Source organism: Curtobacterium sp. MCSS17_008 (assembly GCF_003234185.1).
GTDB lineage: Bacteria > Actinomycetota > Actinomycetes > Actinomycetales > Microbacteriaceae > Curtobacterium.
Map to the genome: position 1 here is coordinate 25042 of NZ_QKSM01000016.1, position 24077 is coordinate 49118.

At 73.2% G+C, this 24077-nt stretch carries 25 protein-coding genes; 12 read left to right on the forward strand and 13 right to left on the reverse strand.

Translation table 11 applies throughout. The features are described 5' to 3' along the window. The first annotated feature begins 151 nt into the window (after positions 1 to 151). Together DEJ23_RS13465 and DEJ23_RS13470 are read left to right on the forward strand one after the other, a co-directional pair. A complete protein-coding gene (locus tag DEJ23_RS13465) occupies positions 152 to 388 on the forward strand; it encodes a PTS transporter subunit EIIB (protein ID WP_058741885.1) in 237 nt (78 codons plus the stop codon). Continuing rightward, positions 385 to 837: a glucose PTS transporter subunit IIA gene (locus DEJ23_RS13470; protein ID WP_111240749.1), complete on the forward strand. Its 453-nt coding sequence runs from the start codon at positions 385 to 387 to the stop codon at positions 835 to 837. Before DEJ23_RS13465 ends, DEJ23_RS13470 begins: the two co-directional genes overlap by 4 nt. A 155-nt stretch (positions 838 to 992) precedes the next feature. On the opposite strand, the gene DEJ23_RS13475 is transcribed toward DEJ23_RS13470, so the two are convergent. Continuing rightward, positions 993 to 1727: a GntR family transcriptional regulator gene (locus DEJ23_RS13475; RefSeq protein WP_111240750.1), complete on the reverse strand. Its 735-nt coding sequence runs from the start codon at positions 1725 to 1727 to the stop codon at positions 993 to 995. 125 nt (positions 1728 to 1852) lie between these two features. Here DEJ23_RS13475 and DEJ23_RS13480 point away from each other — a divergent pair, with 125 nt between their 5' ends. The 4 genes from DEJ23_RS13480 to DEJ23_RS13495 all read left to right on the forward strand — a co-directional run bounded on the left by DEJ23_RS13480 (position 1853) and on the right by DEJ23_RS13495 (position 7084). After that, positions 1853 to 2479 (forward strand): response regulator transcription factor, encoded by a 627-nt coding sequence (locus DEJ23_RS13480; protein ID WP_220034235.1) that lies wholly within the window; start codon positions 1853 to 1855, stop codon positions 2477 to 2479. Then, positions 2472 to 3677, forward strand: a complete 1206-nt coding sequence (locus DEJ23_RS13485; protein WP_111240752.1) for a sensor histidine kinase — start codon at positions 2472 to 2474, stop codon at positions 3675 to 3677. The genes DEJ23_RS13480 and DEJ23_RS13485 overlap by 8 nt, the downstream gene beginning before the upstream one ends. Before the next feature lie 90 nt (positions 3678 to 3767). Then, a complete protein-coding gene (locus tag DEJ23_RS13490; protein ID WP_111240753.1) occupies positions 3768 to 5807 on the forward strand; it encodes a bifunctional lysylphosphatidylglycerol flippase/synthetase MprF in 2040 nt (679 codons plus the stop codon). After that, positions 5804 to 7084 carry an esterase family protein gene (locus DEJ23_RS13495; RefSeq protein WP_111240754.1) on the forward strand — a complete coding sequence of 427 codons (1281 nt, stop codon included), beginning with the start codon at positions 5804 to 5806 and terminating at the stop codon, positions 7082 to 7084. The genes DEJ23_RS13490 and DEJ23_RS13495 overlap by 4 nt, the downstream gene beginning before the upstream one ends. On the opposite strand, the gene DEJ23_RS13500 is transcribed toward DEJ23_RS13495, so the two are convergent. The 5 genes from DEJ23_RS13500 to DEJ23_RS13520 all read right to left on the reverse strand — a co-directional run bounded on the left by DEJ23_RS13500 (position 7003) and on the right by DEJ23_RS13520 (position 12721). Then, positions 7003 to 7668 (reverse strand): GNAT family N-acetyltransferase, encoded by a 666-nt coding sequence (locus tag DEJ23_RS13500; protein WP_111240755.1) that lies wholly within the window; start codon positions 7666 to 7668, stop codon positions 7003 to 7005. The two genes, DEJ23_RS13495 and DEJ23_RS13500, sit on opposite strands and share 82 nt — an antisense overlap. A gap of 119 nt (positions 7669 to 7787) precedes the next feature. After that, complete coding sequence (locus tag DEJ23_RS13505) at positions 7788 to 9404, reverse strand: dihydrolipoamide acetyltransferase family protein (RefSeq protein WP_111240756.1); 1617 nt, start codon at positions 9402 to 9404, stop codon at positions 7788 to 7790. Between the two features lie 31 nt (positions 9405 to 9435). Next, the gene (locus DEJ23_RS13510; protein ID WP_111240788.1) at positions 9436 to 10395 is read right to left on the reverse strand and encodes an alpha-ketoacid dehydrogenase subunit beta; all 960 of its coding nucleotides are present in this window, start codon (positions 10393 to 10395) and stop codon (positions 9436 to 9438) included. An 89-nt stretch (positions 10396 to 10484) separates the two neighbouring features. After that, on the reverse strand, positions 10485 to 11618 hold the full coding sequence (locus tag DEJ23_RS13515; protein ID WP_111240757.1) for a thiamine pyrophosphate-dependent enzyme: 1134 nt from the start codon (positions 11616 to 11618) through the stop codon (positions 10485 to 10487). 23 nt (positions 11619 to 11641) lie between these two features. Beyond that, positions 11642 to 12721 carry a histidinol-phosphate transaminase gene (locus DEJ23_RS13520; RefSeq protein WP_111240789.1) on the reverse strand — a complete coding sequence of 360 codons (1080 nt, stop codon included), beginning with the start codon at positions 12719 to 12721 and terminating at the stop codon, positions 11642 to 11644. A gap of 50 nt (positions 12722 to 12771) precedes the next feature. On the opposite strand from DEJ23_RS13520, the gene DEJ23_RS13525 reads away from it, so the two are divergent. From DEJ23_RS13525 to purB, 3 genes are all read left to right on the forward strand, one after another. Beyond that, positions 12772 to 13170, forward strand: a complete 399-nt coding sequence (locus DEJ23_RS13525; RefSeq protein WP_111240758.1) for a phage holin family protein — start codon at positions 12772 to 12774, stop codon at positions 13168 to 13170. A 143-nt stretch (positions 13171 to 13313) separates the two neighbouring features. Beyond that, complete coding sequence (locus tag DEJ23_RS13530; RefSeq protein ID WP_111240790.1) at positions 13314 to 13826, forward strand: low molecular weight protein-tyrosine-phosphatase; 513 nt, start codon at positions 13314 to 13316, stop codon at positions 13824 to 13826. Then, complete coding sequence (purB, locus tag DEJ23_RS13535) at positions 13823 to 15208, forward strand: adenylosuccinate lyase (RefSeq protein WP_111240759.1); 1386 nt, start codon at positions 13823 to 13825, stop codon at positions 15206 to 15208. Before DEJ23_RS13530 ends, purB begins: the two co-directional genes overlap by 4 nt. A gap of 145 nt (positions 15209 to 15353) precedes the next feature. On the opposite strand, the gene DEJ23_RS13540 is transcribed toward purB, so the two are convergent. Next, complete coding sequence (locus tag DEJ23_RS13540) at positions 15354 to 16268, reverse strand: LysR family transcriptional regulator (protein WP_111240760.1); 915 nt, start codon at positions 16266 to 16268, stop codon at positions 15354 to 15356. A gap of 71 nt (positions 16269 to 16339) precedes the next feature. Here DEJ23_RS13540 and DEJ23_RS13545 point away from each other — a divergent pair, with 71 nt between their 5' ends. Further along, a complete protein-coding gene (locus DEJ23_RS13545) occupies positions 16340 to 17308 on the forward strand; it encodes an EamA family transporter (protein WP_111240761.1) in 969 nt (322 codons plus the stop codon). 58 nt (positions 17309 to 17366) lie between these two features. Here DEJ23_RS13545 and DEJ23_RS13550 read toward each other — a convergent pair whose 3' ends face one another. Both DEJ23_RS13550 and DEJ23_RS13555 read right to left on the reverse strand, forming a co-directional pair. Then, positions 17367 to 18359 (reverse strand): epimerase, encoded by a 993-nt coding sequence (locus DEJ23_RS13550; RefSeq protein ID WP_111240762.1) that lies wholly within the window; start codon positions 18357 to 18359, stop codon positions 17367 to 17369. Then, on the reverse strand, positions 18356 to 19030 hold the full coding sequence (locus DEJ23_RS13555) for a DUF4166 domain-containing protein (RefSeq protein WP_111240763.1): 675 nt from the start codon (positions 19028 to 19030) through the stop codon (positions 18356 to 18358). Before DEJ23_RS13555 ends, DEJ23_RS13550 begins: the two co-directional genes overlap by 4 nt. Before the next feature lie 46 nt (positions 19031 to 19076). Here DEJ23_RS13555 and DEJ23_RS13560 point away from each other — a divergent pair, with 46 nt between their 5' ends. After that, complete coding sequence (locus tag DEJ23_RS13560) at positions 19077 to 19991, forward strand: cation diffusion facilitator family transporter (RefSeq protein ID WP_111240764.1); 915 nt, start codon at positions 19077 to 19079, stop codon at positions 19989 to 19991. Positions 19992 to 20045: 54 nt separating this feature from the next. Here DEJ23_RS13560 and DEJ23_RS13565 read toward each other — a convergent pair whose 3' ends face one another. Together DEJ23_RS13565 and DEJ23_RS13570 are read right to left on the reverse strand one after the other, a co-directional pair. Continuing rightward, on the reverse strand, positions 20046 to 20657 hold the full coding sequence (locus DEJ23_RS13565; RefSeq protein WP_111240765.1) for a hypothetical protein: 612 nt from the start codon (positions 20655 to 20657) through the stop codon (positions 20046 to 20048). Positions 20658 to 20825: 168 nt separating this feature from the next. Next, a complete protein-coding gene (locus tag DEJ23_RS13570) occupies positions 20826 to 22109 on the reverse strand; it encodes an MFS transporter (RefSeq protein WP_111240766.1) in 1284 nt (427 codons plus the stop codon). A gap of 48 nt (positions 22110 to 22157) precedes the next feature. Here DEJ23_RS13570 and DEJ23_RS13575 point away from each other — a divergent pair, with 48 nt between their 5' ends. After that, complete coding sequence (locus DEJ23_RS13575; RefSeq protein WP_181429271.1) at positions 22158 to 23069, forward strand: LysR family transcriptional regulator; 912 nt, start codon at positions 22158 to 22160, stop codon at positions 23067 to 23069. Between the two features lie 35 nt (positions 23070 to 23104). Here the strand turns inward: DEJ23_RS13575 and DEJ23_RS13580 are convergent, their stop codons facing one another. Next, complete coding sequence (locus DEJ23_RS13580) at positions 23105 to 23371, reverse strand: hypothetical protein (protein ID WP_111240768.1); 267 nt, start codon at positions 23369 to 23371, stop codon at positions 23105 to 23107. Further along, entirely contained in the window at positions 23368 to 24009 is a 642-nt protein-coding gene (locus tag DEJ23_RS13585; protein ID WP_258375556.1) for a DUF308 domain-containing protein, read from the reverse strand. The genes DEJ23_RS13580 and DEJ23_RS13585 overlap by 4 nt, the downstream gene beginning before the upstream one ends. Positions 24010 to 24077 lie beyond the last annotated feature (68 nt).

Genomic DNA, 24077 nt, shown 5'->3' on the forward strand with positions numbered 1-24077 from the left:
AGCTCGGGGTGAGTTGAGTCGTGCGTGCGGCGCAGGTAACCTCGGCGGTACCGCCGGTCCGGTCCTGTCCGGTCATGACCAGTTCCGTAGTCTGAACCTGCGACCTGATGCGTGTCAACCCGGTGCGAGAAGCCGTAACGAGGAGGAAACGATGGCCGACATCAAGGCAGCCGACATCATCGCCGCGCTGGGTGGCGCCGACAACATCGACGAGGTCGAGGGCTGCATCACGCGCCTCCGCGTCGAGGTCGAGGACGGCGACCTCGTGGACAAGGCCGCACTGCAGGCCGCCGGCGCGCAGGCCGTCGTCGGCGGTGGCACCGGGTGGCAGGTCATCGTCGGCCCGATCGCCGACAACCTCGCGCAGGACATCCAGGACGAACTGTGACCGTGGTCCGGACCCCGTTCGCGGGCCCGGTCGTCGGACTCGCCGACGTGCCCGACCCGGTGTTCGCCGAGCAGCTCGTCGGCGCCGGGGTCGCGGTCGACCCGACGGACGTCGAGGGGCCGGTCACCGCCGTGGCACCGGTCGACGGCACCATCGTGAAGCTGCACCCGCACGCGTTCGCGTTGCAGGGCGCCGCCGGCACCGACGTCCTGGTGCACGTCGGCATCGACACCGTGAAGCTGTCGGGCGAGGGTTTCGAGTTGCTCGCCGCCGAGGGTGCCACCGTCCAGGCGGGTGACCCGGTCGTCCGGTTCACCCCGTCGGTGATCCAGGCCGCCGGCTACTCGCCCGTGTGCCCGGTGGTCGTGCTCGGCTCCGCGCCGGACTCGGTCGACCAGGGCACGGTCGGCTCCACCGTCGTCGAGGGCGACACGCTCTTCACCGTCTGACGCCCGCCTCCGGCGAGCACGACGAGAGCGACCACGCAGGGGAAGCGACAGCGCTCGGCCGGGACGTGGCCGAGCGCTGTCGCTCCCGCGCCCCGGTCCGGCCGGCCGGCCGGCGGTCCGGCCGCCGGGTCACCGGCTCGCCGCGACGGCCCCGGCTACGCCACCGCACGCTTCGCGGTGACCTCCATCTGCACCCGGTAGCGGTCCGACCGGTACCAGGAGCGCGCGTGCTCGACCGGCCGGTCGCCCGAGTACGACACCCGGTCGAACTCGAGCAGCGGCGCGCCGGTCCTCGTCCCGAGCAGGGTCGCGACGTCGTCGGCGGCGGGCGTCGCCGCCACCGTCTGCTGCGCCCGGTCGATGGGTGTGCCGTACTCGTTCGCCGCCAGGGAGTACACCGACCCCGACAGGTCCCGTTCCAGCAGCCCGGGGAACGCCGACGCCGACAGCCACGCGTCGTCGATCGAGACCGGCGCCCCGTCCGCCATCCGGAGCCGCTTGAGGTGGTACGCCGTGTCGCCCTCGCCGATCCGCAGCGCCGCGACGGTGTCGGTCGGCGGGACGCGCTCCTCGCGGACGAGGACGACCGTCGTCGGCACGTGCCCGAGCGCCCGCATCTCCTCGGTGAACGACGCCAGGTGCAGCGTGGACCGCACGGGACGGTGTGCCACGAAGGTGCCCTTGCCGCGCACGCGCTCCAGGTAGCCCTCGTTCACGAGCTGCCCCAGGGCCTCGCGCACCGTGATCCGCGAGACGCCGTACTCGGCGATGAGCTGCCGCTCCGAGGGGATGGCCGCTCCGGGCGCGAGCCGTGTCGTCGCCAGGTCGAGCAGGATCCGCCGCAACTGCTGGTGCTTCGGTTCGGCACCCTCGGTGATGCGGCTCGTCATGCGTCCTCGTGCTCCGTCGCTGGGTGTCGGGGTGGTCCCGCCGCTGGTACTGGGCGGACATGACCAGTCCTCCTCACAGTAGCGATTCCCTCGACGATCGCCAACGCCGTGGCAGGATGACGCCCGTGACCTCGGTGGTGATCGTGGACGACGAGACCCTCGTCCGGTACGGCTTCGAACTCATCCTGGGCGCGGCGCCGGACATCGACGTCGTCGCCACGAGCGGTGACGTCGACGCCGTCGAGACGGTCCGCCGACACGCCCCCGACGTGGTCCTGCTCGACGTGCGCATGCCGCGGGTCAACGGGCTCGAGGTGCTCGCCGCGCTCCGCGAGCTGCCGGAGCCGCCGGCCGTGGCGATGCTCACCACGTTCGACACCGACACCCAGGTGGTCGCACGGGCGATGGAGTCGGGCGCCGCCGGGTTCCTGCTCAAGGACACCGACCCGGAGTCGCTCGCCGAGTACGTCCGCGCCCTCGCCCGCGGTGGGATCGTCCTGGCGCCCGGCCTGGACCGCACCAGCCTGTTCACCTGCCGCCCCGTGACGCCCGCCCCGGAGCTGTCCGACCGGGAGCACGCCGTCGTGCGACTCGTCGCCGAGGGCGCGAGCAACCCCGAGATCGGCCAGCGCATCGGCGTCAGCACCGGCACCGTCAAGGAGGACGTCCGCGCCCTGCTCTCCGCCTTCGGCGTCACCACCCGTGTCCAGCTGGCGCTGCGCGCGGCGGACGCCGGGCTGCTCGATGGCTGACCCGACGACGGCCGGACGCGTCCGCTCGCTGCTCGCGCGGACGGACGGGAGGCTCGACTCCCTCGTCCTCGCCGGCCTGCGCTGGGCACGTGCGCACCCCGCCCCCTGGTGGCTGGTCGACGCGCTGTTCCTCGCGGCCGCCGTCGTCGACGCCGTGCTGGACATCGCCGGAGCGACGACCACCGAGGTCACCGTCTCGGTCGTCGCCGCGGTGGCGCTCGTGCTCCGGCGCCGGCTGCCCGTGCTCACCTTCGCGCTGACGATGCCCGGGCTGTTCATCGGTTCCGGCGTGGTCGCCGCCAGCATCGCCCTCTTCACCCTCGGCGAGCGCACCGACCGGCGCTGGCTCATGCTCCTCGCCGCCGCCGTGCAGTTCGTGGGCTTCAGCGGATTCGTCGTCGGGCCGCCGCAGCAGCTCGACGAGATCGTCGTCTCGATCGTCTACGCGGCGATCTTCGCGCTCGGGCCGCTCGCGATGGGGCTGCTCGTCCGTACCCGGGCCGACCTGGTCGACCGGATCGCCGAGCTCGGGGCGTCCCGGGCCGAGGAGCGCCGCCGCGCGGCCGAGGTCGCGCTCTCCCGCGAACGCGCCCTGCTCGCCCGCGAGATGCACGACGTCGTCTCGCACCAGGTGACGCTCATCGCGGTGCAGGCCGGCGGCGTCCAGGTGGCCGGGCGGGACGAACGCGAGCGGGCGTTCGCGCGGACGATCCGGCAGCTGTGCGTCGTGACCCTGCAGGAGCTGCGCGAGATGGTGCAGGTGCTGCGGGCGTCCGGCGGCACCGACCGCGAGATGGCCCCGCAGCCCGTGCTCGCCGACCTGCCCCGGCTCGTCGCAGCGAGCGGCCTGGAGACCACGGTCGCCGTCGACCTGCCCGACACGCTGCCCCTCCCCGTGCAGCGCGCGGTCTACCGGTTCGTGCAGGAGGGCCTGACGAACGTCCGGAAGCACGCGCCGGGCGCGGTGGTCCGGGTGAGCGGTCGTCTGCGCGGCGACCAGGTGCTGGTCGACCTGGTGAACGGACCGGCGCGGGCCGACCGCCTCGAGCTGCCGGGTTCGGGGCTCGGCCTCATCGGCCTGGGCGAGCGGGCGTCGCTCCTCGGCGGACGGCTGGAGCACGGTCCGCAGCCCGGCGACGGGTTCGCACTCCACCTCCGGCTGCCGGTCGAGCACGTGCCCACTCCGACCGCAGGCTGACGGCCGGAGGACGCCGGGTGGCCGATCGGCCACCGGGCTTCAGGCCGCGGTCCGATGTGCGATCAGGTGCGGCTGCGCTGTGATGACACCGTGGCACCCGCATCCCTCCTCGCACACCTCCGACGCGCACCGGTCTCGGTGACCACGGCCGTCGCCGCGGTCGTGCTCGTCGTCACCGCCCGCGTCGCCCACGCGGAGCCGGACTTCCCGCACCACCCACCGATCGCCCTGCTCGCGACGGGTGCCGTCGTGGTGGCGGTCGTGCTCGCCGAGCGGTCCCTCGGCCCGCTCCGCACCGTCGTCATCGGCACCGGCGCACCGGCGCTCGCGGTGCTCGTCACCCTGCTGGCGGTGACGGTCGGACAGGCGGCGGGCGAGGCGCACGCCGAGGCCGCCGCAGGCGAACCGCTCTTCGCGCCGTCGATCGTCGCGACGGCGTTGTTCGGTGCGGTGTCCGCCGCCCTGCCCGTGCAGCGGCGGCGCCGGGTCCGCGCCGTCCTCTGGACCGTGGTGCTCACGCTCGTGCTGTTCGCGGGCCACGGTTCGGACCTGGCCCGTGCCCTGGCGACCCTGTTCGGGACCGTGGCCGGTGCGGTCGTCGTGCACCGCGCCTCCAGTCCGGCCACCACGACCACGGGGGCGACGCCGGCCGCGCCGCGGAATCCGCGCACCCTCGTCGTCGGCGCGCTCGTCGCGCTCGGGGCCGGCACCCTGGTCACGCTCGTGGTCCCGGCCCCGGACGGCGTGCTGTCCCCGTTCGCCGACGCCATGAGCGACCGCGCCACGTTCGTCGTCGGTCTGCTGCTGCTCGGGTCCGCCTGGCTCGTGCAGCGCGGTCGGCGCGCGGGGATCCTGCTCGCGGCGGGCGTGCTCGTGACGCTGACCGCCGTGGTGTCCGACGTGTTCCTCATCGAACCGCTGTCCGACGGGGCCGTGCAGTGGCACGGTCTCAGCCTGGACGCCGTCGAGTGGCAGGTCACGCTGCTCGGTGCGTGGCTCGTGCCCGCCGTCCTGCTGCTCGCGGTCGTGCTCCTGCGGGACCGCCTGGTGCGCGGCCGCTTCCGGGCCGCGGCGGCGTGCGGCGACGACTACCTCGGCATGGTCCGCCGCGGCGACGCCGGGTCACTCGGGCACATGGGCACCTGGCAGGGCAACGCGACCTGGACAGACCCGGAGGGGCGGGGCGCGGTGGCGTACCGGGTCCGCGCGGACGTGGCCCTGACCGTCTCCGATCCCGCCTGCGCCACCGGGGACCGGGTCGCCGTGCTCGCCGCGTTCACGGCGTTCTGCGAGCGCAACGGCTGGGTGCCCGCGTTCACGAGCGTGCACGAGCCGGTGCGGGCGTTGCTGGTGGCCGAGGGCTGGACGGCGCTGCCCGTCGGGGTGGAGTGCCTGCTCGACCTCGACACGTTCGACCTGCGCGGGAAGAAGCGCCAGGACCTGCGGACGGCGACGAACCGCGCCGACCGCGAGGGCGTCCGCGACGAGTGGACCACCCTCGACGCGCTCGACCCCGACCGACGTGCCCAGGTCGAGGCCGTCTGCTCCCGGTGGGCCGCCGACCGACGCCTGCCCGAGATGGGCTTCACGCTCGGCGGACTGCGTGAGCTCGACGACCCCGAGGTGCGGTTGATGCTCGCGGTCACGGCGGACGGTCGGGTCGACGCGGTGACGAGCTGGCTGCCGGTGCACGAGCACGGCGCCCTGGTCGGCTACACCCTCGACGTCATGCGGCGCGCCGACGACGGGATGCCCGGCGTGATGGAGTTCCTGATCGCCCGGACCGCTCTGCGCGCTCGCGAGGCCGGCCTCCGCACGATCAGCCTGTCCGGCACCCCGCTCGCGGTGCACGACGACGCCGGGCCCCTGGTCGCCCGCGGGTCCCGGCTGCTCGCCCGGGTGCTCGAGCCCGTGTACGGCTTCCGGTCGCTGCAGCGCTTCAAGGAGAAGTTCGGTGCCCGGCACGAGCCGCTCTGGCTCCTCGTGCCGAGCGCCCTGCAGGTCCCGCGCGTCGGCCGTGCCCTCGCCGGGGCGTACGTGCCCGGGCTCCGTCCGAAGCACCTCTGGGCGCTCCGGCAGGCGCACGTGTCGGCAGCGGCCGAGCGCGCCGGCACCGACGCCCGCTCGTGAGTGCGACCGAGTGGCTGCTCGCCACCCAGCTCCAGGCGCCGTCGAAGCTCGTCCCCGCCGACACGGCGTTCGTCGTGCTCGCCCTGGTCGTGCTGCTGCCGGCGGTCCGGTCGTGGCGCTCCCCCGCGGCCTGGCGGCGGGTCGGGGTCCGGGGCGCCGTCGCCGCCGCCGCCGTGCTCGTCGTCCTGGCCGTGTGCTGGTTCCTGACCGACGTCGTCGACCTGTTCGGTGTCGCCCTGAGCCCGGTCACGCAGATGTGGATCGCGTTCGCGGCTGCCGGACTCGCCCTCGCGGTCACCGGCATCGTGCAGGGCGGGCGCTGGCGGCGTGTGGTCGCCGCCGTGCTCGTCCCCGCGACGCTCGTCGTCCCCGCGCTCGGCGTCAACGTCGAGTTCGCCAAGTACCCGACCCTCGCCACCGTCGTGCAGAGCAACCCGTGGCCCGCCTACGACCCGGATGCCGCGCCCCTCGACGCGATGCCCGCTGCCGGCGAGGTCCGCACCGTCGACATCCCCGGCACCCGCTCGCACTTCGACGCCCGTCCGGCCGTCGTCTGGCTGCCGCCGGCGGCGCTGGTGCGGCACCCCCGACCGCTGCCGGTCGTCATCGCCTTCTCGGGGCAGCCCGGCGCTCCGGGCGACCTCTTCACCGCCGGACACCTGGCCGAGCCGCTCGACGCCTACGCCCGTGCCCACGACGGGCGCGCACCGATCGTCGTCAGCGTCGACCAGCTCTCCGCGCCGGGCAGGAACACCATGTGCGTCGACTCCCGGCTCGGGCACGTCGCGACCTACGTCACGCGGGACGTGCCGGCGTGGATCGCCGCGAACCTGCCCGCGACGAGCGACCGGCGGGCCTGGGGGCTGACCGGGTTCTCGCAGGGCGCGACCTGCGCGATGCAGTTCACCACCGGGCACCCGTCGGAGTTCGGCGCGGCCCTGGCGGTGTCGAGCGAACTGCAACCCAACGACCAGGGGCCGCAGCACAGCGCCGACCAGGCGTTCGGCGGCTCGGTCGCCCGGTGGGAGGCCGCTGCGCCGATCGCCCAGATGCACGCCAACGGGCTCGACGGACACGCGCTCTGGCTGACGGCGGGATCGGCCGACCGGGAGTTCAGCGCGAACGCGCGGAAGCTCGGTACGGCCGCGCGGCAGGCCGGGGCCACCGTGTCGATCGAGACCGCGCCGGGGAGCGGTCACGACTGGAACACGGTGCGGTGGTCGTTCCGGCAGGACGTCGGGCCGCTGGCTGACGCGCTGTTCACGGCTGATCGCTGACGGCCGCCGGGTCCGGCGTTGCGGACGAGCCAGGCGAACTGGTCGTCCGTGAGCTCGCGGTCCGTCCAGACCTGCCCGAGCACGCCCTCCGGCGCAGCGGCCGAGGCCGGTCCCTGCCAAACGAGCGAGAGCCCGGCCTTCCGCAGCACCGCCGCCGAGGCCGGGTTGTTCGTCAGCACCCGACCGGTCACCGGTGCGCAGGGGGCCGCGCGGTGTGCCTCGGCCACGGCCACGACGGCGAGCTCGCTCGCGTACCCCTGACCCCACGCCGCCGGATCGAGCCGGTACCCGAGGTTCCAGACGCCCGCCACGGTCATGTCGACACCGCCGACGCCGACGAACGAGCCGTGGATCGTGCGGACGGTCCACGATCCGAGGCCGTGCCGGGCACGACCGCCGATCTTGCGCTGCACCAGGTCCACCGTCGTCGCGCGGTCGGCGTGCCGACCGGCGGGGAGGTGCCCCCAGGTCCGCGCATCGGAGAACACCGCGTGCACGTCGTCGATGTCGGCGGGCGTGAGCGGAGTCAGCACCAGGCGATCCGTCCGGATCTCCTGCTGTGGGGTCAGGAGCTGGTGGGCCATGGTCCGATCATCACCCGGACCCCCGACAAGTGGGTGAACACCACGCGACGCCCGCGTGATCCGGCCCCGGACTGCGGCTTCCCGCAGCCCGGGGCCGGACCAGCACGGACGTGGTGGCGTCAGTCGAGCAGGAGCGCCGGCTCCTCGAGCACCGAGGCGATGTCGTGGACGAAGCGTGACGCCACGTCGCCGTCGACGACCCGGTGGTCGAAGGACGCGCCGATCGTGGTCACCATGCGCGACCGGACCTCGCCGTCGACGACCCACGGCTTCGGCTTGATCGTGCCCATCGCGATGATCGCGACCTCGCCCGGGTTGAGGATCGGGGTCCCGGTGTCCATGCCGAACACACCGATGTTCGTGATCGTCACGGTGCCGTCCGCCATCTGCTGCGGCGTCGTCTTGCCGTCGCGCGCGGTGAGCGTCAGGTCCTCGAGCGCCTTGGCGAGCTCGAACAGGGACATGTCCTGCGCGTCCTTGATGTTCGGCACGATGAGCCCCCGCGGGGTCGCCGCGGCGATGCCGAGGTTCACGAAGTGGTGGACGATGATCTCCTGGTCGGTCCAGGTCGAGTTCACCGACCGGTTCCGACGGACGGCCCAGATGACCGCCTTGGCGAAGACGAGCAGCGGCGAGACCTTGACGCCGGCGAACGTCGGCGACGACTTCAGGCGCTTGACGAACTCCATGGTGCGGGTCGCGTCGACGTCGACGAACAGCGACACGTGCGGCGCGGTGAACTTCGACGTGGTCATCGCCTTCGCGATGGCCTTGCGGACGCCCTTGACCGGGATGGTCTCGCGGCGGACGTCGCCCCACTCGGGCGTCTCGATGTTGCGGAAGACGCTGGCCTGCTTGGCGTGCCGGATGACGTCGTCGCGCGTGACCTCGCCCGCGAGGCCCGTCGGCACGACCTCGGTGAGGTCGACGTCGAGGTCCTTCGCGAGCTTGCGGATCGGCGGCTTCGCGAGGACCGTGCCGGTGGACACCTTCTTGCGCGGGCGGCTGCCCTGTGCCTCGACGGCCTGCGAGATGCTGTCCTCGCCCGGGTCCGAAGCGGCTTCGGCGGCGGCGACGGCGTCCGCACTGGAGGCACGGCTCGCCTCGGCCGCGAGCGCTGCGGCCCGGCGGGCGCCCGGCTTGCGACGGGACGGCGACGTGGTGGCCGACCCGTAGCCGACCAGGACGGCACCGGACGACTCGTCGGTCCCCACGACGGTAGCGTTGTCGGCGACCGGCTGCGCCGGCGCCGGAGCAGCGTGCTTCGGCTGCGCGGCGGGCGCGGCCTGCGTGGGTGCGGCAGCCGGGTCCGTCGACGCCACGGCGGGGGCCGGGACGGCGGCCGCCTGCGGCGGCGGGGTCTGCGCGGCGGGAGCCGCGGGTGCGACCGCGGCAGGCGGGGCGACGGCGACACCGGGCGAGGCCGGGGCGCCGTCGACGGCCGGAGCCGGGCCTCCAGGCTGACCACCCGCGGCGGCACCGGCCGCGACCTGCACGTCGGAGTCGACACGGATGATCGGCTTGCCGACCTCGACGGTGTCACCCTCGGAGACGAGCAGGCCCGTGACGGTGCCGGCGAACGGCGACGGCAGCTCGACGAGCGACTTCGCGGTCTCGATCTCGACCAGGACCTGGTCGACGGTGACCTCGTCCCCGATCGCGACGCGCCACTGCACGATCTCGGCCTCGGTCAGGCCTTCGCCCACGTCGGGCAGGGGGAATTCGGCGGCGGGCACTGCGGCTCCTTCGGCGTTCTGGTCGGCTCGGTCAGTATGCGAGGGCGCGGTCGACGGCCTCGAGGACACGGTCCGCGTCCGGCAGGTGGAGGTGTTCGAGCTTCGACACCGGGAAGGGGACGTCGAACCCGGAGACCCGGATCGGGGGTGCCTGCATCGTGTAGAAGCACTGCTCGGCGACGGTCGCGGCGATCTCGCTGCCGACGCTGACGAAGCCGGAGGCCTCCTGCGCGATGACGAGGCGACCGGTCTTGCGCACCGAGGCCAGGAGCGGCTCCCAGTCGATGGGCGAGATCGAGCGGAGGTCGATGACCTCGCAGCTCGTGCCCTCGGACTCGGCGATGTCGGCCGCCTGCATGAGCGTCGCGACCATGGCACCGTGACCGACGAGGGTGACCTCGGTGCCGGTGCGGGCGACGCGCGTCGTGTGCATCGGGACGTGGCCGCCGACGAGGTCGACCTCGCCCTTCGGCCAGTAGCGCGACTTCGGCTCGAGGAACACGACCGGGTCCTTCGACGCGATCGCCTCCTGGATCATCCAGTACGCGTCGTTCGGCGTGCTCGGGCTCACCACGCGGAGGCCCGGCGTGTGGGCGAAGTACGCCTCCGGGGACTCCTGGTGGTGCTCGACGGCGCCGATGTGCCCGCCGTAGGGGATGCGGATGACGACCGGCAGCGACATGTGCGCCGGCAGCCGGTTCTGCATCTTGGCGAGCTGCGAGGTGATCTGGTCGAAGCCCGGCCAGACGAACCCGTCGAACTGGATCTCGACCACCGGGCGGTAGCCGCGCAGCGCGAGGCCGATCGCGGTGCCGATGATCCCCGACTCGGCGAGCGGGGTGTCCCGGACGCGCTCGGCGCCGAAGCGCTCCTGCAGGCCCTCCGTGATGCGGAAGACGCCGCCGAGCTGTCCGATGTCCTCGCCCATGAGCAGGACCTTGTCGTCGGCGGTCATGGCGGCGGCCAGACCGGCGTTGAGCGCCTTGGCCATCGGGAGGTTCTGCACGGGCTCGCTGGGGACCTCGCCCGCACCGGGGTGGGCGCGGAGCGTGTAGTCGAAGAGCTGCTCGGTGGTGCTCATCAGTGGGAGCCCCCTTCGTAACCGGCCTCGTACTGCTCGAGCCAGGCCTTCTGCGCGGTCGTGACCGGGTGCGGCTCGCGGTACACGTTGTCGAACATGACGTCCAGCGACGGCGGGGTCATCTCGACCGTGCGGCGACGGACGTCGGCCGCGATGTCCTCGCCCTCCTCGTCGAAGCGGGCGAGCTGCTCGTCGGTCACGCCCCGGCTGCGCAGGTAGGCGGCCGACCGGGCGATCGGGTCGCGCTCGACCCACGAGCTGAGCTCGTCGTCGAGCCGGTACCGGGTGGGGTCGTCCGAGCTCGTGTGTGCGCCGATGCGGTAGGTCTCGGCCTCGACGAAGGCGGGACCCTGGCCGCTGCGGGCGTGGTCGGTCGCCACGAGGGACGCCGTGTAGGACGCGAGGACGTCGTTGCCGTCGACACGGACGCTCGGGATGCCGAAGCCGCGCGGGCGGTCGACGAGCGGCGTCGGCGACTGGGTCGACACGGGGACCGAGATCGCCCAGTGGTTGTTCTGCAGGAAGAAGACGACCGGGGCCTTCGTCGACGCGGCGAACACGTAGGCCTCGTTCACGTCGCCCTGGCTCGTCGCGCCGTCGCCGAAGTACACGATCGTGCACGCATCGCGGTCGGGGTCGCCCGTCCCGACGTCGCCGTCGAGCTGCTGACCGAGCGCGTAGCCCGTGGCGTGCAGCGTCTGCGAGCCGATCACGAGCGTCGAGATGTGCGTGTTGCCGCGCTCGTCCGGGTCCCAGCCGCCGTGCGTCTGGCCGCGGTACATCGCGATGATCTCCATCGGCTCCACGCCGCGGTGCATCGTCACCGCGTGCTCGCGGTACGACGGGAAGACGTGGTCCTGCGCGCGGAGCGCGAAGACGGAGCCGACCTGGGCCGCCTCCTGCCCGTGGCTCGGGACCCAGAGGCCGAGCTGACCGGTGCGCTGGAGGTTGTGGCCCGCGTGGTCGAACCGACGCGTGAGCACCATGCGGCGGTGCATCGCCAGCAGGGTCTCGTCCGGGATCGCCCGCGCGGCGGCGGCGTACTCGGCGTTCTCGTCGGTCTCCACGAACCGGCCCTCGGGGTCGAGGAGCCGGACGGTGGCCGTCGCGGGGGCCGCGGCGTGGAATGACATGTCGGTCAGCGTAACGCCAGGGGCTACCGGGCCGCCTGGAGGTCCCCCACAAGCGAGCCCGCCGTTTCGAGGAGCGTTTCCACAGCCTCGTGCTCCCCGATCGACACCCGGATCCCCTCGTTGCCGAAGGCCCGGACGATGATGCCGGCGGCCTCGAACCGCTCGGCCGCGTGGGCCGTCAGGTCGCCCGTCGGGAGCCAGACGAAGTTGCCCTGGGCATCCGGCACGTCCCAGCCCTGGCCGCGCAGCGCGGCGACGACGCGGTCACGGCTCGCTGCGAGTTCGGCGACGCGTGCGAGCAGCTCGTCCTCGCGCTCGAGGCTCGCGAGCGCCGCGGCCTGCCCCTGCGCCGTCACCGACAGCGGGATCGCACAGGCACGGACGGCGTCGAGCACGTACGCCGGACCGAACGCGTACCCGACGCGCAGGCCCGCCAGCCCGTACGCCTTCGAGAACGTGCGGAGGACGACGAGGTTCGGGTACCGCTCGAGCAGCGGGGTGCCGCGGACCGCGGTCGGCTCGGTGACGAACTCGGCGTAGGCCTCGTCGAGCACCACGAGCACGGTGGCGGGCACCCGGGCCATGAAGGCGTCGAACTCGGCGGCGGTGACGACCGGCCCGGTGGGGTTGTTCGGCGAGCACACGATCACCATGCGCGTGCGCTCGGTCACGGCGTCGGCCATGGCGTCGAGGTCGTGCCCACCGTCGGGCCGGTTCGGCACCTGCACACTCGTGGCACCGGCGACCGTCACGACGCCCGGGTACGCCTCGAAGGACCGCCAGGCGTAGACGATCTCGTCGCCGGGGCCGCTCGTCGCCTTCGCGAGCTCGTGCAGGATCGCGACACTGCCCGGCGCGACGTGGACCTCGTCGACGGTGAGCCCGGCGCGGTTCGCAAGCACCGCACGCACGGCCAGGGCGGTGGCGTCGGGGTAGCGGTTGTAGGCGGTCTGCGCCTGCACGGCCTCGACCACGCCCGGCAGCGGCGGGAACGGGTTCTCGTTGCTCGACAGCTTGAAGGCGTCGGGCGCCGCCTGCCGACCCTGCTTGTACGCGGGGAGGACCGCCACCTCGGGCCGGATGTGCACGCGCTCGTCAGTCACGCGCACAGGCTACCGGCACCCGTCCGGGGCGCGACGGGCATCATTGGGGCATGCCATTCCTCGTCCGCCTCGTCGTCAACGCCGTCGCGCTCTGGCTCACCACGCTCATCGTGAGCGGTGTCACCGTCACCCCGTTCGGCGACGGCGACACCACCGCCGTCGTGCTCACGTTCCTGCTCGTGGCGTTCGTGTTCGGCCTGGTGAACGCGGTCATCGGCACGATCATCCGGATCGTCGCCTTCCCCCTCTACGTCCTGACGCTCGGCCTCATCTCGCTGATCGTCAACGCGGTGCTGCTCCTCATCGTCGCCGGCATCTCGGACACGATCGGTTTCGGGCTGCAGGTCGAGTCGTTCGGCTGGGGCATCGTGGGCGCGTTCGTGCTCGCCGTGTTCTCCTGGCTGATCGGGCTCTTCGTGCGCCCGGTGCTGCGCCGACAGCGTCCGTGACGCAGGCCGACGGCGACGGTCCCGCCGTGCCGCTCCCCACCGGCACCGCCTGCCCGCCGCTGGCGCCTCGGGCAGGAACCGGCGGCGTGGGCCCGGGCCGCACCGCCGTCGCGGACGTCAGCCGGCTGCGCCATGATGTGCACATGACCGAGGACGGCCCCGCACCCTTCCGCGTGTCGTTCGTCTGCAGCGGGAACATCTGCCGGTCGCCGATGGCCGGCATCGTGTTCGCCCAGATCGCCGCGGACGCCGGGCTGTCCGACCGCTTCCAGGTCGAGTCCGCCGGCACGGGCGACTGGCACGTCGGGGAACCCGCCGACGAGCGGACGATCGCAGCGCTGGCGGCACGCGGATACGATGGCAGCAGGCATCGCGCCCGCCAGTTCGACCCGGACCGGTTCCCGGACCTCGACCTGGTGGTCGCACTCGACCGCTCCCACGAACGCGTCCTGCGCTCGTGGGCACCGACGATGGACGACGCCGCGAAGGTGACGCTCCTGCTGCGGTACGACGACGCCTGGCCCCAGCAGACCGACGTGCCGGACCCGTACTACGCGGACCGGCACGAGTTCGACCGAGTGCTCTCGACCGTCGAGCGGGCCTGCCGGGCGCTCTTCCGCCAACTCGAACCGGCAGTCCGTCAGGGAGCCCCATGACCCCCCTTCCCCCGCAGCCGATCAGCCCGCTCGACGGGCGGTACTACCCGATCGTGCACACGGTGGGCGAGCACCTCTCCGAGGCCGGCCTCAACCGCGCGCGCATCGTGGTCGAGGTCGAGTGGCTCATCTTCCTGACCGACCACGCCATGTTCACCACGTCGCCGCTCAGCGTCGACGACAAGGCCGCGCTCCGCCGGGTCGTCGAGACCTTCGGCCAGGAGCAGATCGCCGAGCTCGCGGAGATCGAGGCGACGACGCGACACGACGTCAAGGCCGTCGAGTACTTCGTCCGCCGTCGGCTGTCCGAGCTCGGGCTCGACGCGATCGCCGAGCTCACGCACTTCGCGTGCACGAGCGAGGACGTCAACAACCTGTCCTACGCGCTCACCGTGCGCGACACCGTCGACCGGGTCTGGCTGCCGGCCTACCGCGCCGTCCTCGCGACGCTGCGCACGATGGCCGAGGAGCTCCGGGCCGTCCCGATGCTCTCCCACACGCACGGCCAGCCCGCGACGCCGACGACGCTCGGCAAGGAGCTCGCGGTCGTCGTCTACCGCCTCGAGCGCGTCCTGGCGCAGATCGAGCACGGGGAGTACCTCGGCAAGTTCTCGGGCGCGACGGGCACCTTCTCGGCCCACCTCGCCGCCGACCCGGAGGCCGACTGGCCCGCGCTGTCGAAGGAGTTCGTGGAGGGCCTCGGCCTGACGTGGAACCCCCTCACGACGCAGATCGAGTCGCACGACTGGCAGGCCGAGCTGTACGACCGGGTGCGCCACGCGAACCGGATCCTGCACAACCTGGCGACGGACGTGTGGACCTACATCTCGATGGGGTACTTCACGCAGATCCCGGTGGCGGGTGCCACGGGCTCGTCGACCATGCCGCACAAGATCAACCCGATCCGGTTCGAGAACGCCGAGGCGAACCTCGAGATCTCGTCGGCGCTGTTCTCCACGCTGTCCGAGACGCTCGTCACGAGCCGCCTGCAGCGCGACCTGACCGACTCCACGACGCAGCGGAACATCGGCGTCGCGTTCGGGCACTCGCTGCTCGCGCTCGACAACCTGCGTCGCGGGCTCGGCGAGATCGCGGTGAACGAGACCCGTCTGGCCGAGGACCTCGACCACAACTGGGAGGTGCTCGGCGAGGCCGTCCAGACCGTGATCCGCGCCGAGGTCACGGCCGGGCAGTCGAACATCGAGGACCCGTACGCGATGCTCAAGGAGCTCACCCGCGGCAAGCGCATCGGCCAGGCGGAACTGGTCGAGTTCGTGAACGGTCTCGACATCTCCTCGGGTGCCAAGGCGCGCCTGACGAACCTGACCCCGGCGACGTACACGGGCCTGGCCGACGAGCTCGTCGACCACCTGGACGTGTGACCCGTCCCCTTCCGCAACACGCAACGTGGGCGGTTCCGCGCAGCGACATTCCGCTGCGCGGAACCGCCCACGTTGCGTTTCGCGATCGAGACGGGACGGCGTCGGACGGGAGGCGCGGGGCGGCCCCGCCGCTCGCCGCACCGCGTCAGGTGGTGACGGCCGTCGCCTCGGCGACCAGGGCCTCCAGGACGGTCCGTACGGCGGGACGGACCGCACGGTCCGGCCGGACCAGCGCCTCGATCCGGCGTCCGGCCCGGACGTCCGCGAGCGTCGCCAGCCGGAACCGACCGGGCGCGCGGGTGCCCGAGGTGTACCGGGGCACGAGGGCGATCCCGTGTCCCGCTGCCACCAGGTTCTCGATGACCGGCAGGTGGATCGTGCGGAACGCGACCGACGGCGGGGTGTCCGACGCGGCCGCCATCGCGGTGAGCACCCGGTCGATCGGGTAGTCCTCCGGCACGCCGATCCAGGTCTCGTCGACGACGTCCTCGATGTGGACGCGCTCACGGCCGGCAAGGGGGTGGTCGAGCGGCAGGGCGACGTCGAGCGGTTCGCGGAGCAGGGGGAGGGTCTCGACCTCGGTGCCGTCCGCGCGCCGAGCGCCGTCCGGGCGGTGGCCGATCACGACGTCGTGGTCGGCGGTCAGTGGGGCGAACTCCCCCTCGCTCACGTCGACGTCGGAGAGCTCGAGGACGATGCCCGGGTGCTCCCGCATGCGGGTCAGGAGGCCCGGCAACAGCAGCTCCGCCGCCGAGGGGAACACCGCGAGGTCGACGGTCCCGCTGACGCCCGCCAGGTGCTCGGCCCACGCCGACTCCACGGTGGCGAGCGCCGTCGCGACCCCGGTGGCCATGCCCGCCAGCGCGCGGCCGTGCGCCGTGAGCCGGACACCGCGTCCGGCCCGTTCGACCAGGGGGACGCCGGCCTGGCGCTGCAGGGTGCGGAGCTGCTGCGAGACCGCGCTCGGCGTCCGGTGGGTGGCGGCGGCGACCGCGGTGACGCTCCCCCGTTCGGCGAGTTCGCGGAGGACCGGCAGCAGGGCGATGTCGAAGCCGACCATGCAGAGACCCTACAACGTCGCTGTCGGATCGTTCGCTGGTGCTACCGCTTCTCGTACGGGACGATCGACACGTGCTCTTCCGCGACCGCATCCTCGCCCTCGTCGTCGCCGTGGCATGGGGGCTGAACTTCCCCGCCACCGCGATCGCGCTCGACCACTGGCCGCCGTTCCTGCTGGCGGCCGTGCGGTTCACGCTCCTCGCGGTCCCGACGATCCTGTTCGTGCCGCGGCCGAAGGTCCGCTTCGGCTGGATCCTGCTGGTCGGCGCGACCCTCGGCGTGCTGCAGTTCGCGTTCCTCTACCTCGGCATGGCTGCCGGGATGCCCACGGGGCTCGCGTCGCTGGTGATCCAGGCGTCGGCACCGTTCACGGTCGTGCTCGCCGGGATCCTGCTCCGTGAACGACTCACCGCCCGGCAGGTCGTCGGGGTCTCCGTCGCCGTCGCGGCCCTCGGCGTCATCGCGGTGCACCGGGCGCAGACCGCGGCGCTCCTGCCGGTCGTGCTCGTGCTGTGCGGCGCCCTGGGCTGGGCGCTCGGCAACGTGGCGACGCGGCGGACCGGACCGGTCAACCCGCTGCACCTGACGCTGTGGTGGGCGGTCGTGCCGCCCGTCCCGATGTTCGCGCTGTCGCTGCTCGTCGAGGGGCCGGCACGGGTCGGGCAGGCGTTCGGCACGGCGTTCACGGCGTCGGCGCTGCCCGCCGACCTCGGACTGCTCTACATCGTGGTCGCGGGCAGCCTGGTCGGCTACGGCATCTGGTCGCGGCTGATGGGGAAGTACCCGTCGAGCACGGTGGCGCCGTTCTCCATGCTCGTGCCCGTGGTCGGCGTGCTCGCGTCGTGGGCGGCCTTCGGCGAGGTGCCGGACCTGGTCGAGGTGGTGGCCGGAGCCGTGGTCGTGGCCGCCGTCCTGTGGTCGTCGCGGACGGGCAGGACCGCGCCCCCGCTCCCGGTGGCGCCGGTGGCGCTCGCTCCCGAGGACACCGAGGCACCGCCGGTGCGTCGAGACGCCGCCGATTCCGGGACCGTCTCGGTGTGACCGGGCCGTCTCGTGTGGACGCCGGCGCCTCCGGCCGCACCCCACGAGCCGGAGCCGGTCAGCCCCGGTGCTGCCGGCGCTCCGCGATGATGTCGGCGAGCGCTCCGCGCAGGTGGCGGTACCGGAACTCGTAGCCCGCCTCGACCAACCGCGTGGGCACGACCCAGCGGCTCTTCAGGACGAGCTCCGTCTCGGTGCGGATCACGAACGAGCCGATCTCGAGCATCCACCGCCACGTCGGCAGCCCGAAGCGCCGGCCGACGGCGTCGCGGATGGTCGCCATCACCGTGCGGTTGTCCGACGGCTCCGGGCTGGAGACGTTCACCGGCCCGTCGAGGTCCTCGTGGTCGCGCACGAAGCGGATCGCCCCGAGGACGTCGGCGATGTGCACCCAGCTGAACCGCTGCCGCCCCCGGGTGTGCCGGTCGTGGTGGTAGGTGCCGGCACGCAGCCGGGAGCGCGTCGGGAACCACGGCCCGTCGAACTGCGGCCCGCCGAGTCCCGCCTGCGCGAGGCGGAGCAGCGGGACGAGGGCGCTGCCGTCGCCGAGGACGATCGCCATCCTGAGCGCGACACGACGGGTGTGCGGCAGGTCGGCCGCGAACAGGGCGTGCTCCCACGCCTTCGCCACGGAGACGGAGAACCCCGCACCGAGCTCACCCGTCGCCTCGTCCTGCGGCCGGTCGTCGGCGTGCCGGTAGATCGTGGCCGTCGACGCGTTCACCCAGAGCGGCGGCGGGTGCTCGGCGGTGCGGATCGCCTCGGCCAGTTCGAGCGTCGTGTCGACCCGGGACCGGATGATCTCCGCCCGGTTCCGCCGCCCGTACCGGCAGTTCACGCTCTTGCCCGCCATGTTCACGACGAGTGCGGCACCGTCGACGAGTTCGCGGATGCGCAGGGTGTTCCCCCACACGGCGTCGCCGACGCGACCGACCGTGACGACCTCGTACCCCTCGTCGCGGAACGCGTCCTGCAGGTACCGCCCCACGAAGCCGCTCGCCCCCGCGAGCACGACACGGCCCAGCGGCGCGTCGGTGGTCTCGTCACTCATCGTCTCCCCCGTCCGGTGTCCGGCACGATCCGGTAGCGGAACGCGCCCTCGTACCGGTACAGCGTGCCGAGGACCGGGGTCGCGAGCACCAGGGACACGCGCTGCACGTCGGCATCGTCATCGAATCGTTCCACGAGCGTCACGCGCGGTGCGAGGACCGTCGGGAGGCTCCACCCCCGTCCCAGCGCACGGAACGTCACGCGTGTGGACACCAGGCGCAGGGCGCCCGCCTCCGGCCCGTGCGCGTCGACCTCCGCGCGGAGCAGCGCACCCACCCGCCCACGGCGACCGAGGTGGTCGACGAGCCCGTCCGGCTCCGCTGCGATGGCGTCCACCATCGTGCGCGTGCCGGAGCGGAACCGGAAGGTGCGGTGCGCGCGGACGGCGACCTGTGCCTCGCGTCCGGTGGTCGCCCCGCGGCCGACGCGAGCCGGACGGTTCTCGACCGTGAAGGGGACGTCCCGCTCCCACACCGGGAACATCACCGCGTCCCGCGCGAAGCACGCCAGGAGCGGCCAGAGCCAGCGCCGGGGCGTCCCCACGACGTCGAAGACGCCCTCACCGAGACCGACGTGACCCGGGGGGACCGCTCCGAAGTAGGTGCGGAGGCGCGGGTGCAGCCGGGCGAGGACGTCGGACGGCGTGCTCAGTTCGTAGGGCGACCGGGTCACGACGTGATCCTGGCACGGCGTCGGTCCCGCTCCCTACGATTGGGGCATGGGACACGACCACGCGCACGGGCACGCCGGCGCCTCCGAGCGCGCGCTGCTCGTCGCGTTCTGCATCTCGGCGGGCATCCTGCTCGCCGAGGTCGTCGGGGCGGTCGCCACCGGATCGCTCGCCCTGCTCGTCGACGCCGGGCACATGGTCGTCGACACCGGAGGCCTCGGCATCGGTCTCGTCGCGACCCGTCTCGCGCGGCGGACGCCGACGGCGCAGCGGACGTGGGGGTTCCAACGGGCCGAGGTGCTCGGCGCGACGGCGCAGGCGGCGATCCTGCTCGCCGTGGGCGTCTACGTCGTCATCTCGGCGGTGCAGCGGCTGTTCGTGCCGGCGGAGGTCCACTCCGGACCGCTGCTCGTCTTCGGCGTCGTCGGGCTCGTCGGCAACCTCGTCGCGTACGGCGTGCTTGCCCGGGCCTCCGGGGAGGGCTTCACCTCGCGGGCGGCGCGGCTCGAGGTGCTCAACGACACCCTCGGCTCCGTCGCGGTCATCGCCGCGGCCGTCGTGCTCATGCTGACCGGGTGGGAGCGGGCCGACTCGATCGCCGCGATCCTGATCGGGCTGCTCATCCTGCCGCGCGCGGTCCGGCTGCTGCGCGAGACCGCGAACGTGCTGCTCGAGTCGACCCCGCCGGGGCTCGACCTCGACGACGTGCGCGGGCACATCCTCGAGCTCGACCACGTGATCGAGGTGCACGACCTGCACGCCACGCTCGTCGCGACCGGCGTACCGAACCTCACGGCGCACGTGGTGGTCGACGACCACTGCTTCTCGACCGCTCATGCGCCGCGGATCCTCGACGAGCTCCAACAGTGTGTCGCGGAGCACTTCGACGTCCCCGTCGAGCACTCGACCTTCCAGCTCGAACCGGTCTCGCACCGGCGGCACGAGCACGAGGTGCACGCCTAGGGGCAGGACGGCGCGACGGCGGGGTGCCAGGTCGTTGCGCGTCGGGTGCGGAGGTCAGCAGCCGCCGTCGTCGGTCGGGAAGGCCGTGATGACGCGGCCGGTGGTCGCGGAGACGATGACGCGCACGAACGGCTCCCCCTCCGGGCGGGAGCCGTCGTCGAAGCGCACCGGCGCCGCGAAGCACACCTTGCCGTCGCCGACGTCCTCGGGGTACCCGTCGGCCGGGCGTTCGAGCACCGTCCGCACGGCGGTCAGCACGGCGTCGTCCCAGTCCCTGGAGCCGTGCCCCGTCACGACGTCGCGCCAGTCCGCGGTGTGCCGGACACGGATGTGCTCGTAGCCCTGACCCGAGGTGCCGCACTGCAGCACGACCCGCCCGAGCGCCGTCGTGTCGTAGCGGGCGACCACGGCACGGCTGTCGCGGTCGCAGCGGTCGAGCACGTCGGGTCCGGGCAGGTCCGGACCCGTCCGGGTGATCGTGACCGTGCCGTCGCGGGCGGCACCGTCGGCGGCGGTGGCACTCGGTGCGACGGTGTCGGCGCCGCCTCCGATCACCGGGTCCTCGCCGCTGCGCTGGGCCGTCAGGGCGAAGCCGCCGGCGACGAGGCCGGCGGCGATCACGGCGGCGACGGCGGTGACGACCGGACGTCGACGCTGCTGGGGCATGCGTCCCAGTATGCCGGGCGGCTCGGGCCAGGGCGGTGTGAGCCGGGGCGGGCGGTGCGGGCCGGGCGGTGCGGGCCGGGCGGTGCGGCGCAGGCGACGTCGGACCAGCGCTGCGACGTCGGACCAGCACCGCCTGGTCCGACGCCGCGGCCGTGGTCCCGTCCGGTGCTACTCCGCGCGGGCCGCCAACCGCGTGCCCGCGACGAGCGCCAGCACGACCACGAACACCACGTAGCCGAGCAGCACCGGGAGCGTCGGCACGACCAGGAGCGCTGCGCCGACCGCCACCACCGGCACGGTCAGCCCCGCGTACGCGATGAGGAACGTCGCCGCGAGGACCCCGCCGCGGCGCTCCGGCCCGACGAGCGACCCCGCTCGGGCGATCGACGCCCGGAACAGCAGCCCGACGCCGGCTCCCGCGACCACCCCGCCGCCGATGAACCCCGCGACCTGCAGGAGCACCGCGGCGACGGCGAGCACCACCAGGCCGCCCACGAGCAGGACCAGCCCGAGACGGATCTGCCGCTGCTGGGAAAGCTTCGCGAACACGATCTGCGAGACGGCGCTCGCGGCGAACACCCCGAAGGTGGTCGCCCCCGCGGCGAGCCGGTCCGTGACGTGGAAGGTCGTGCCGAGGAAGGTCGGGGCCACCGAGGTGAAGAGTCCCTGCACCGCCAGGGCGGCGAACGCCGCGGTACCGGCCGCCCAGAACACGCCCGCCTGCCCCTCGGGAGCCACCATCCGCTGCGGTCGGTAGGGAACCGGTTCCTCCGGACGGTCGACGGTCTCGGGCGCGGCGAGGACGACGACGAACGCGACGGCGAGGGTGACCACGAACACGACGTAGGGCACGACGAGCGGTTGCCCGACGTACTCGGCGAGCGCGCCGCCGACGAGCGCACCGAGCGAGAGACCACCGAGGTTGACGGCCCCTGCTGCGACGCTCGCGCCCTGCGCCGAGGCCGACGACCCGGTCGCCCGGACGCGGAGCTCGCCGAGGTGCGCCGTCGCCGTCGCGGTGAGGAGCCCGACCCCGAGCCCCGTCACCAGGCGCGCCACGACGAGGCCGGCGACGTCGTCCCAGAGCAGGAAGAGCACGGCCGCGACCAGTTCGAGCGCGATCGACACGAGGACCAGCGGGCGTCGACCGTGCACGTCGCTGAGGTGTCCGGCCAGGAAGAGCGAGGCCACGACGCCCACGCCGTAGGCGGCGAAGACCACCGTGGTCGTGAACGTCGGGAAGCCGTCCCGTGCCTGGTAGATGACGTAGAGGGGCGCCGGGACGGTCGCGAAGGCCATCACCGACAGGAACGCGAACGCCACGGCCCAGAAGCCGAAGCCGTGCCGTCGGCGGGAGTGGGCACGGCGGCCGCGCGGGGCAGGGACCCGTCCGGGAGCCGTGCGTTCGGAGGCTGCGCCCACGGTGGGGGCGGAGGCGGTGATCGAGGACATGCCTCGATGGTGCTCCGCGGAGCGTATCGAGTCCAACGGATGCTCTTGATGGCAACCATCGATCCGATCGATACTCAGACGGTGGAGACCCGTCTGCTCGAACAGTTCGTCGCCGTCGCTGCCGAGGGCGGTGTCACCCGTGCCGCCGAGCGCCTGTGGGCCGCGCAGTCGACGGTCTCCGCCGGGATCGCCTCGCTCGAACGCTCGCTCGGCGTCCGGCTCTTCGACCGCACCGGCCGACGCCTCGTGCTGACCACCGCCGGCGAGGACCTGCTCCCCCACGCGCACGCCGTGCTCGACGCGCTCGACCGCATGCGCGACCTGGCGACCGTCGACGACGCGGACCTGCGCGGACGGGTGCGGCTCGGCATCTTCACGAGCATGGACATCGTCGACCTGACCGGGGTCCTGCGGCGCTTCCGGCAGCGGCACCCGCTCGTGGCCGTGGAGCTGATGACCTCGCCGACGGGGACGACCGGCCTGGTGCAGGACCTGGTCGCCGGACGGCTCGACCTCGCCTACACCGGGTTGCCGTCGGTCCCGGCAGGCGTCGTCGTCGAACCGCTGCGCGAGATGCCCTTCCGGGTCTTCACGGCCGCCGACCACCCGCTCGCCGGACGCCGCTCGGTGTCGCTCTCGGAGCTCGCTGGCGAACCGTTCATCGACACTGCGCACGGGTTCGGCAACCGGCTCATCCTCGACGCCGCCCTCGATCGGCTCGGGATCCGCCGACGGGTCGTGGCGGAGATGAACGACATGCCGGCCGTGATCCGGTTCGCCTCGGCAGGACTCGGCGTCGGGGTCGTCCCGGACTCGGGGGTCCGGCACGACGGAGCGGTCCTCGAGCTCGAGGACGAGGTTGACCCCCTACGTATCGGGCTCGCGATGCGGTCCGGCTCGGAGCCGAACCGCGCCACACGGACGCTGGCCCGCGACATCGTCGCCGCCCGCGTGGGGTGACGTCCGGGCCGGCTCCCACCTGCCCGGTGGGGACGTCAGTGGAAGTCGTCGCCGTCCGTCTGCTCCCCGGGCGCCTTGTGCCCGCCGAGCATGTCGTTGTCGTCCTGGTCACTGGACGCCGCGAGCTGCAGCATGGCGAGGACCACCACGACCACGATGAAGGCGACGCCGAGGAAGACCAGGGCGAGCTCGAACTCCCGCGTCGAGAAGAGCACGACCGCTCCGGTGAACACCGCGATGACCGCCGAGATCACGAGGAGTTCGGCGGGGCGCAGGCGGTCGCGACGGCTGGGGGTGGTCATGCGTGTGGTGCTCCGTCCGGGGCCGCGGCCGGAGCGGCCGTGCCCCACTTGTGCGAGAGTCCGGCGATCACGTGGAAGACCGCCGCGATGGCGAGGTAGGCGCCGAGCAGGCCGACGAGGACGACTGCGGCGTCCAGGGTGCCGGTGACCTGCTCGACACCGCCGAGCTGCCGGGAGTAGTCCGGCGGCGTCACGAGGAAGGCCACGGCGAGCAGCAGGGTGAGGCCGCCGATCGTCGTCCAGTCGCGGGCGAACGGCGACCGTCCGCGGGCGCGGAGTCCCTGAGCGAGCTCGAGTCCCCCCGAGAGCACCGCCCACCCGACGACGACCGTGATGAACGCCGGGAGCCCGACGCCGTTCGTGGCGACTGCGGTGACCCCGGCGACGAGGGACACGACCGCCTGCACCAGCGTGGTCCGGCGCGACCGCTCGTCGAGCGACATCCGACTGCGGGCGGCCCACCCGAGCACGAGCGCGTCGACGATCACGAACCCGCCGAAGAGCAGCAGGCCGTAGCCGGCGGCGTGGTTGGACGAGAAGGTGATGACGAGGGCCACGACCGCGGCTGGGACGGCCCGGAGGACGGGGATCGGCCAGTACCGCGCGCGCTGGCCGGCGTCGTCCACGGAGTCGGACACAGGACCTCTTTCGGGCATGCGGATCGTGGTCCGAGTCTACCGCCGGCGCACCGGGGAACCGACCGGGC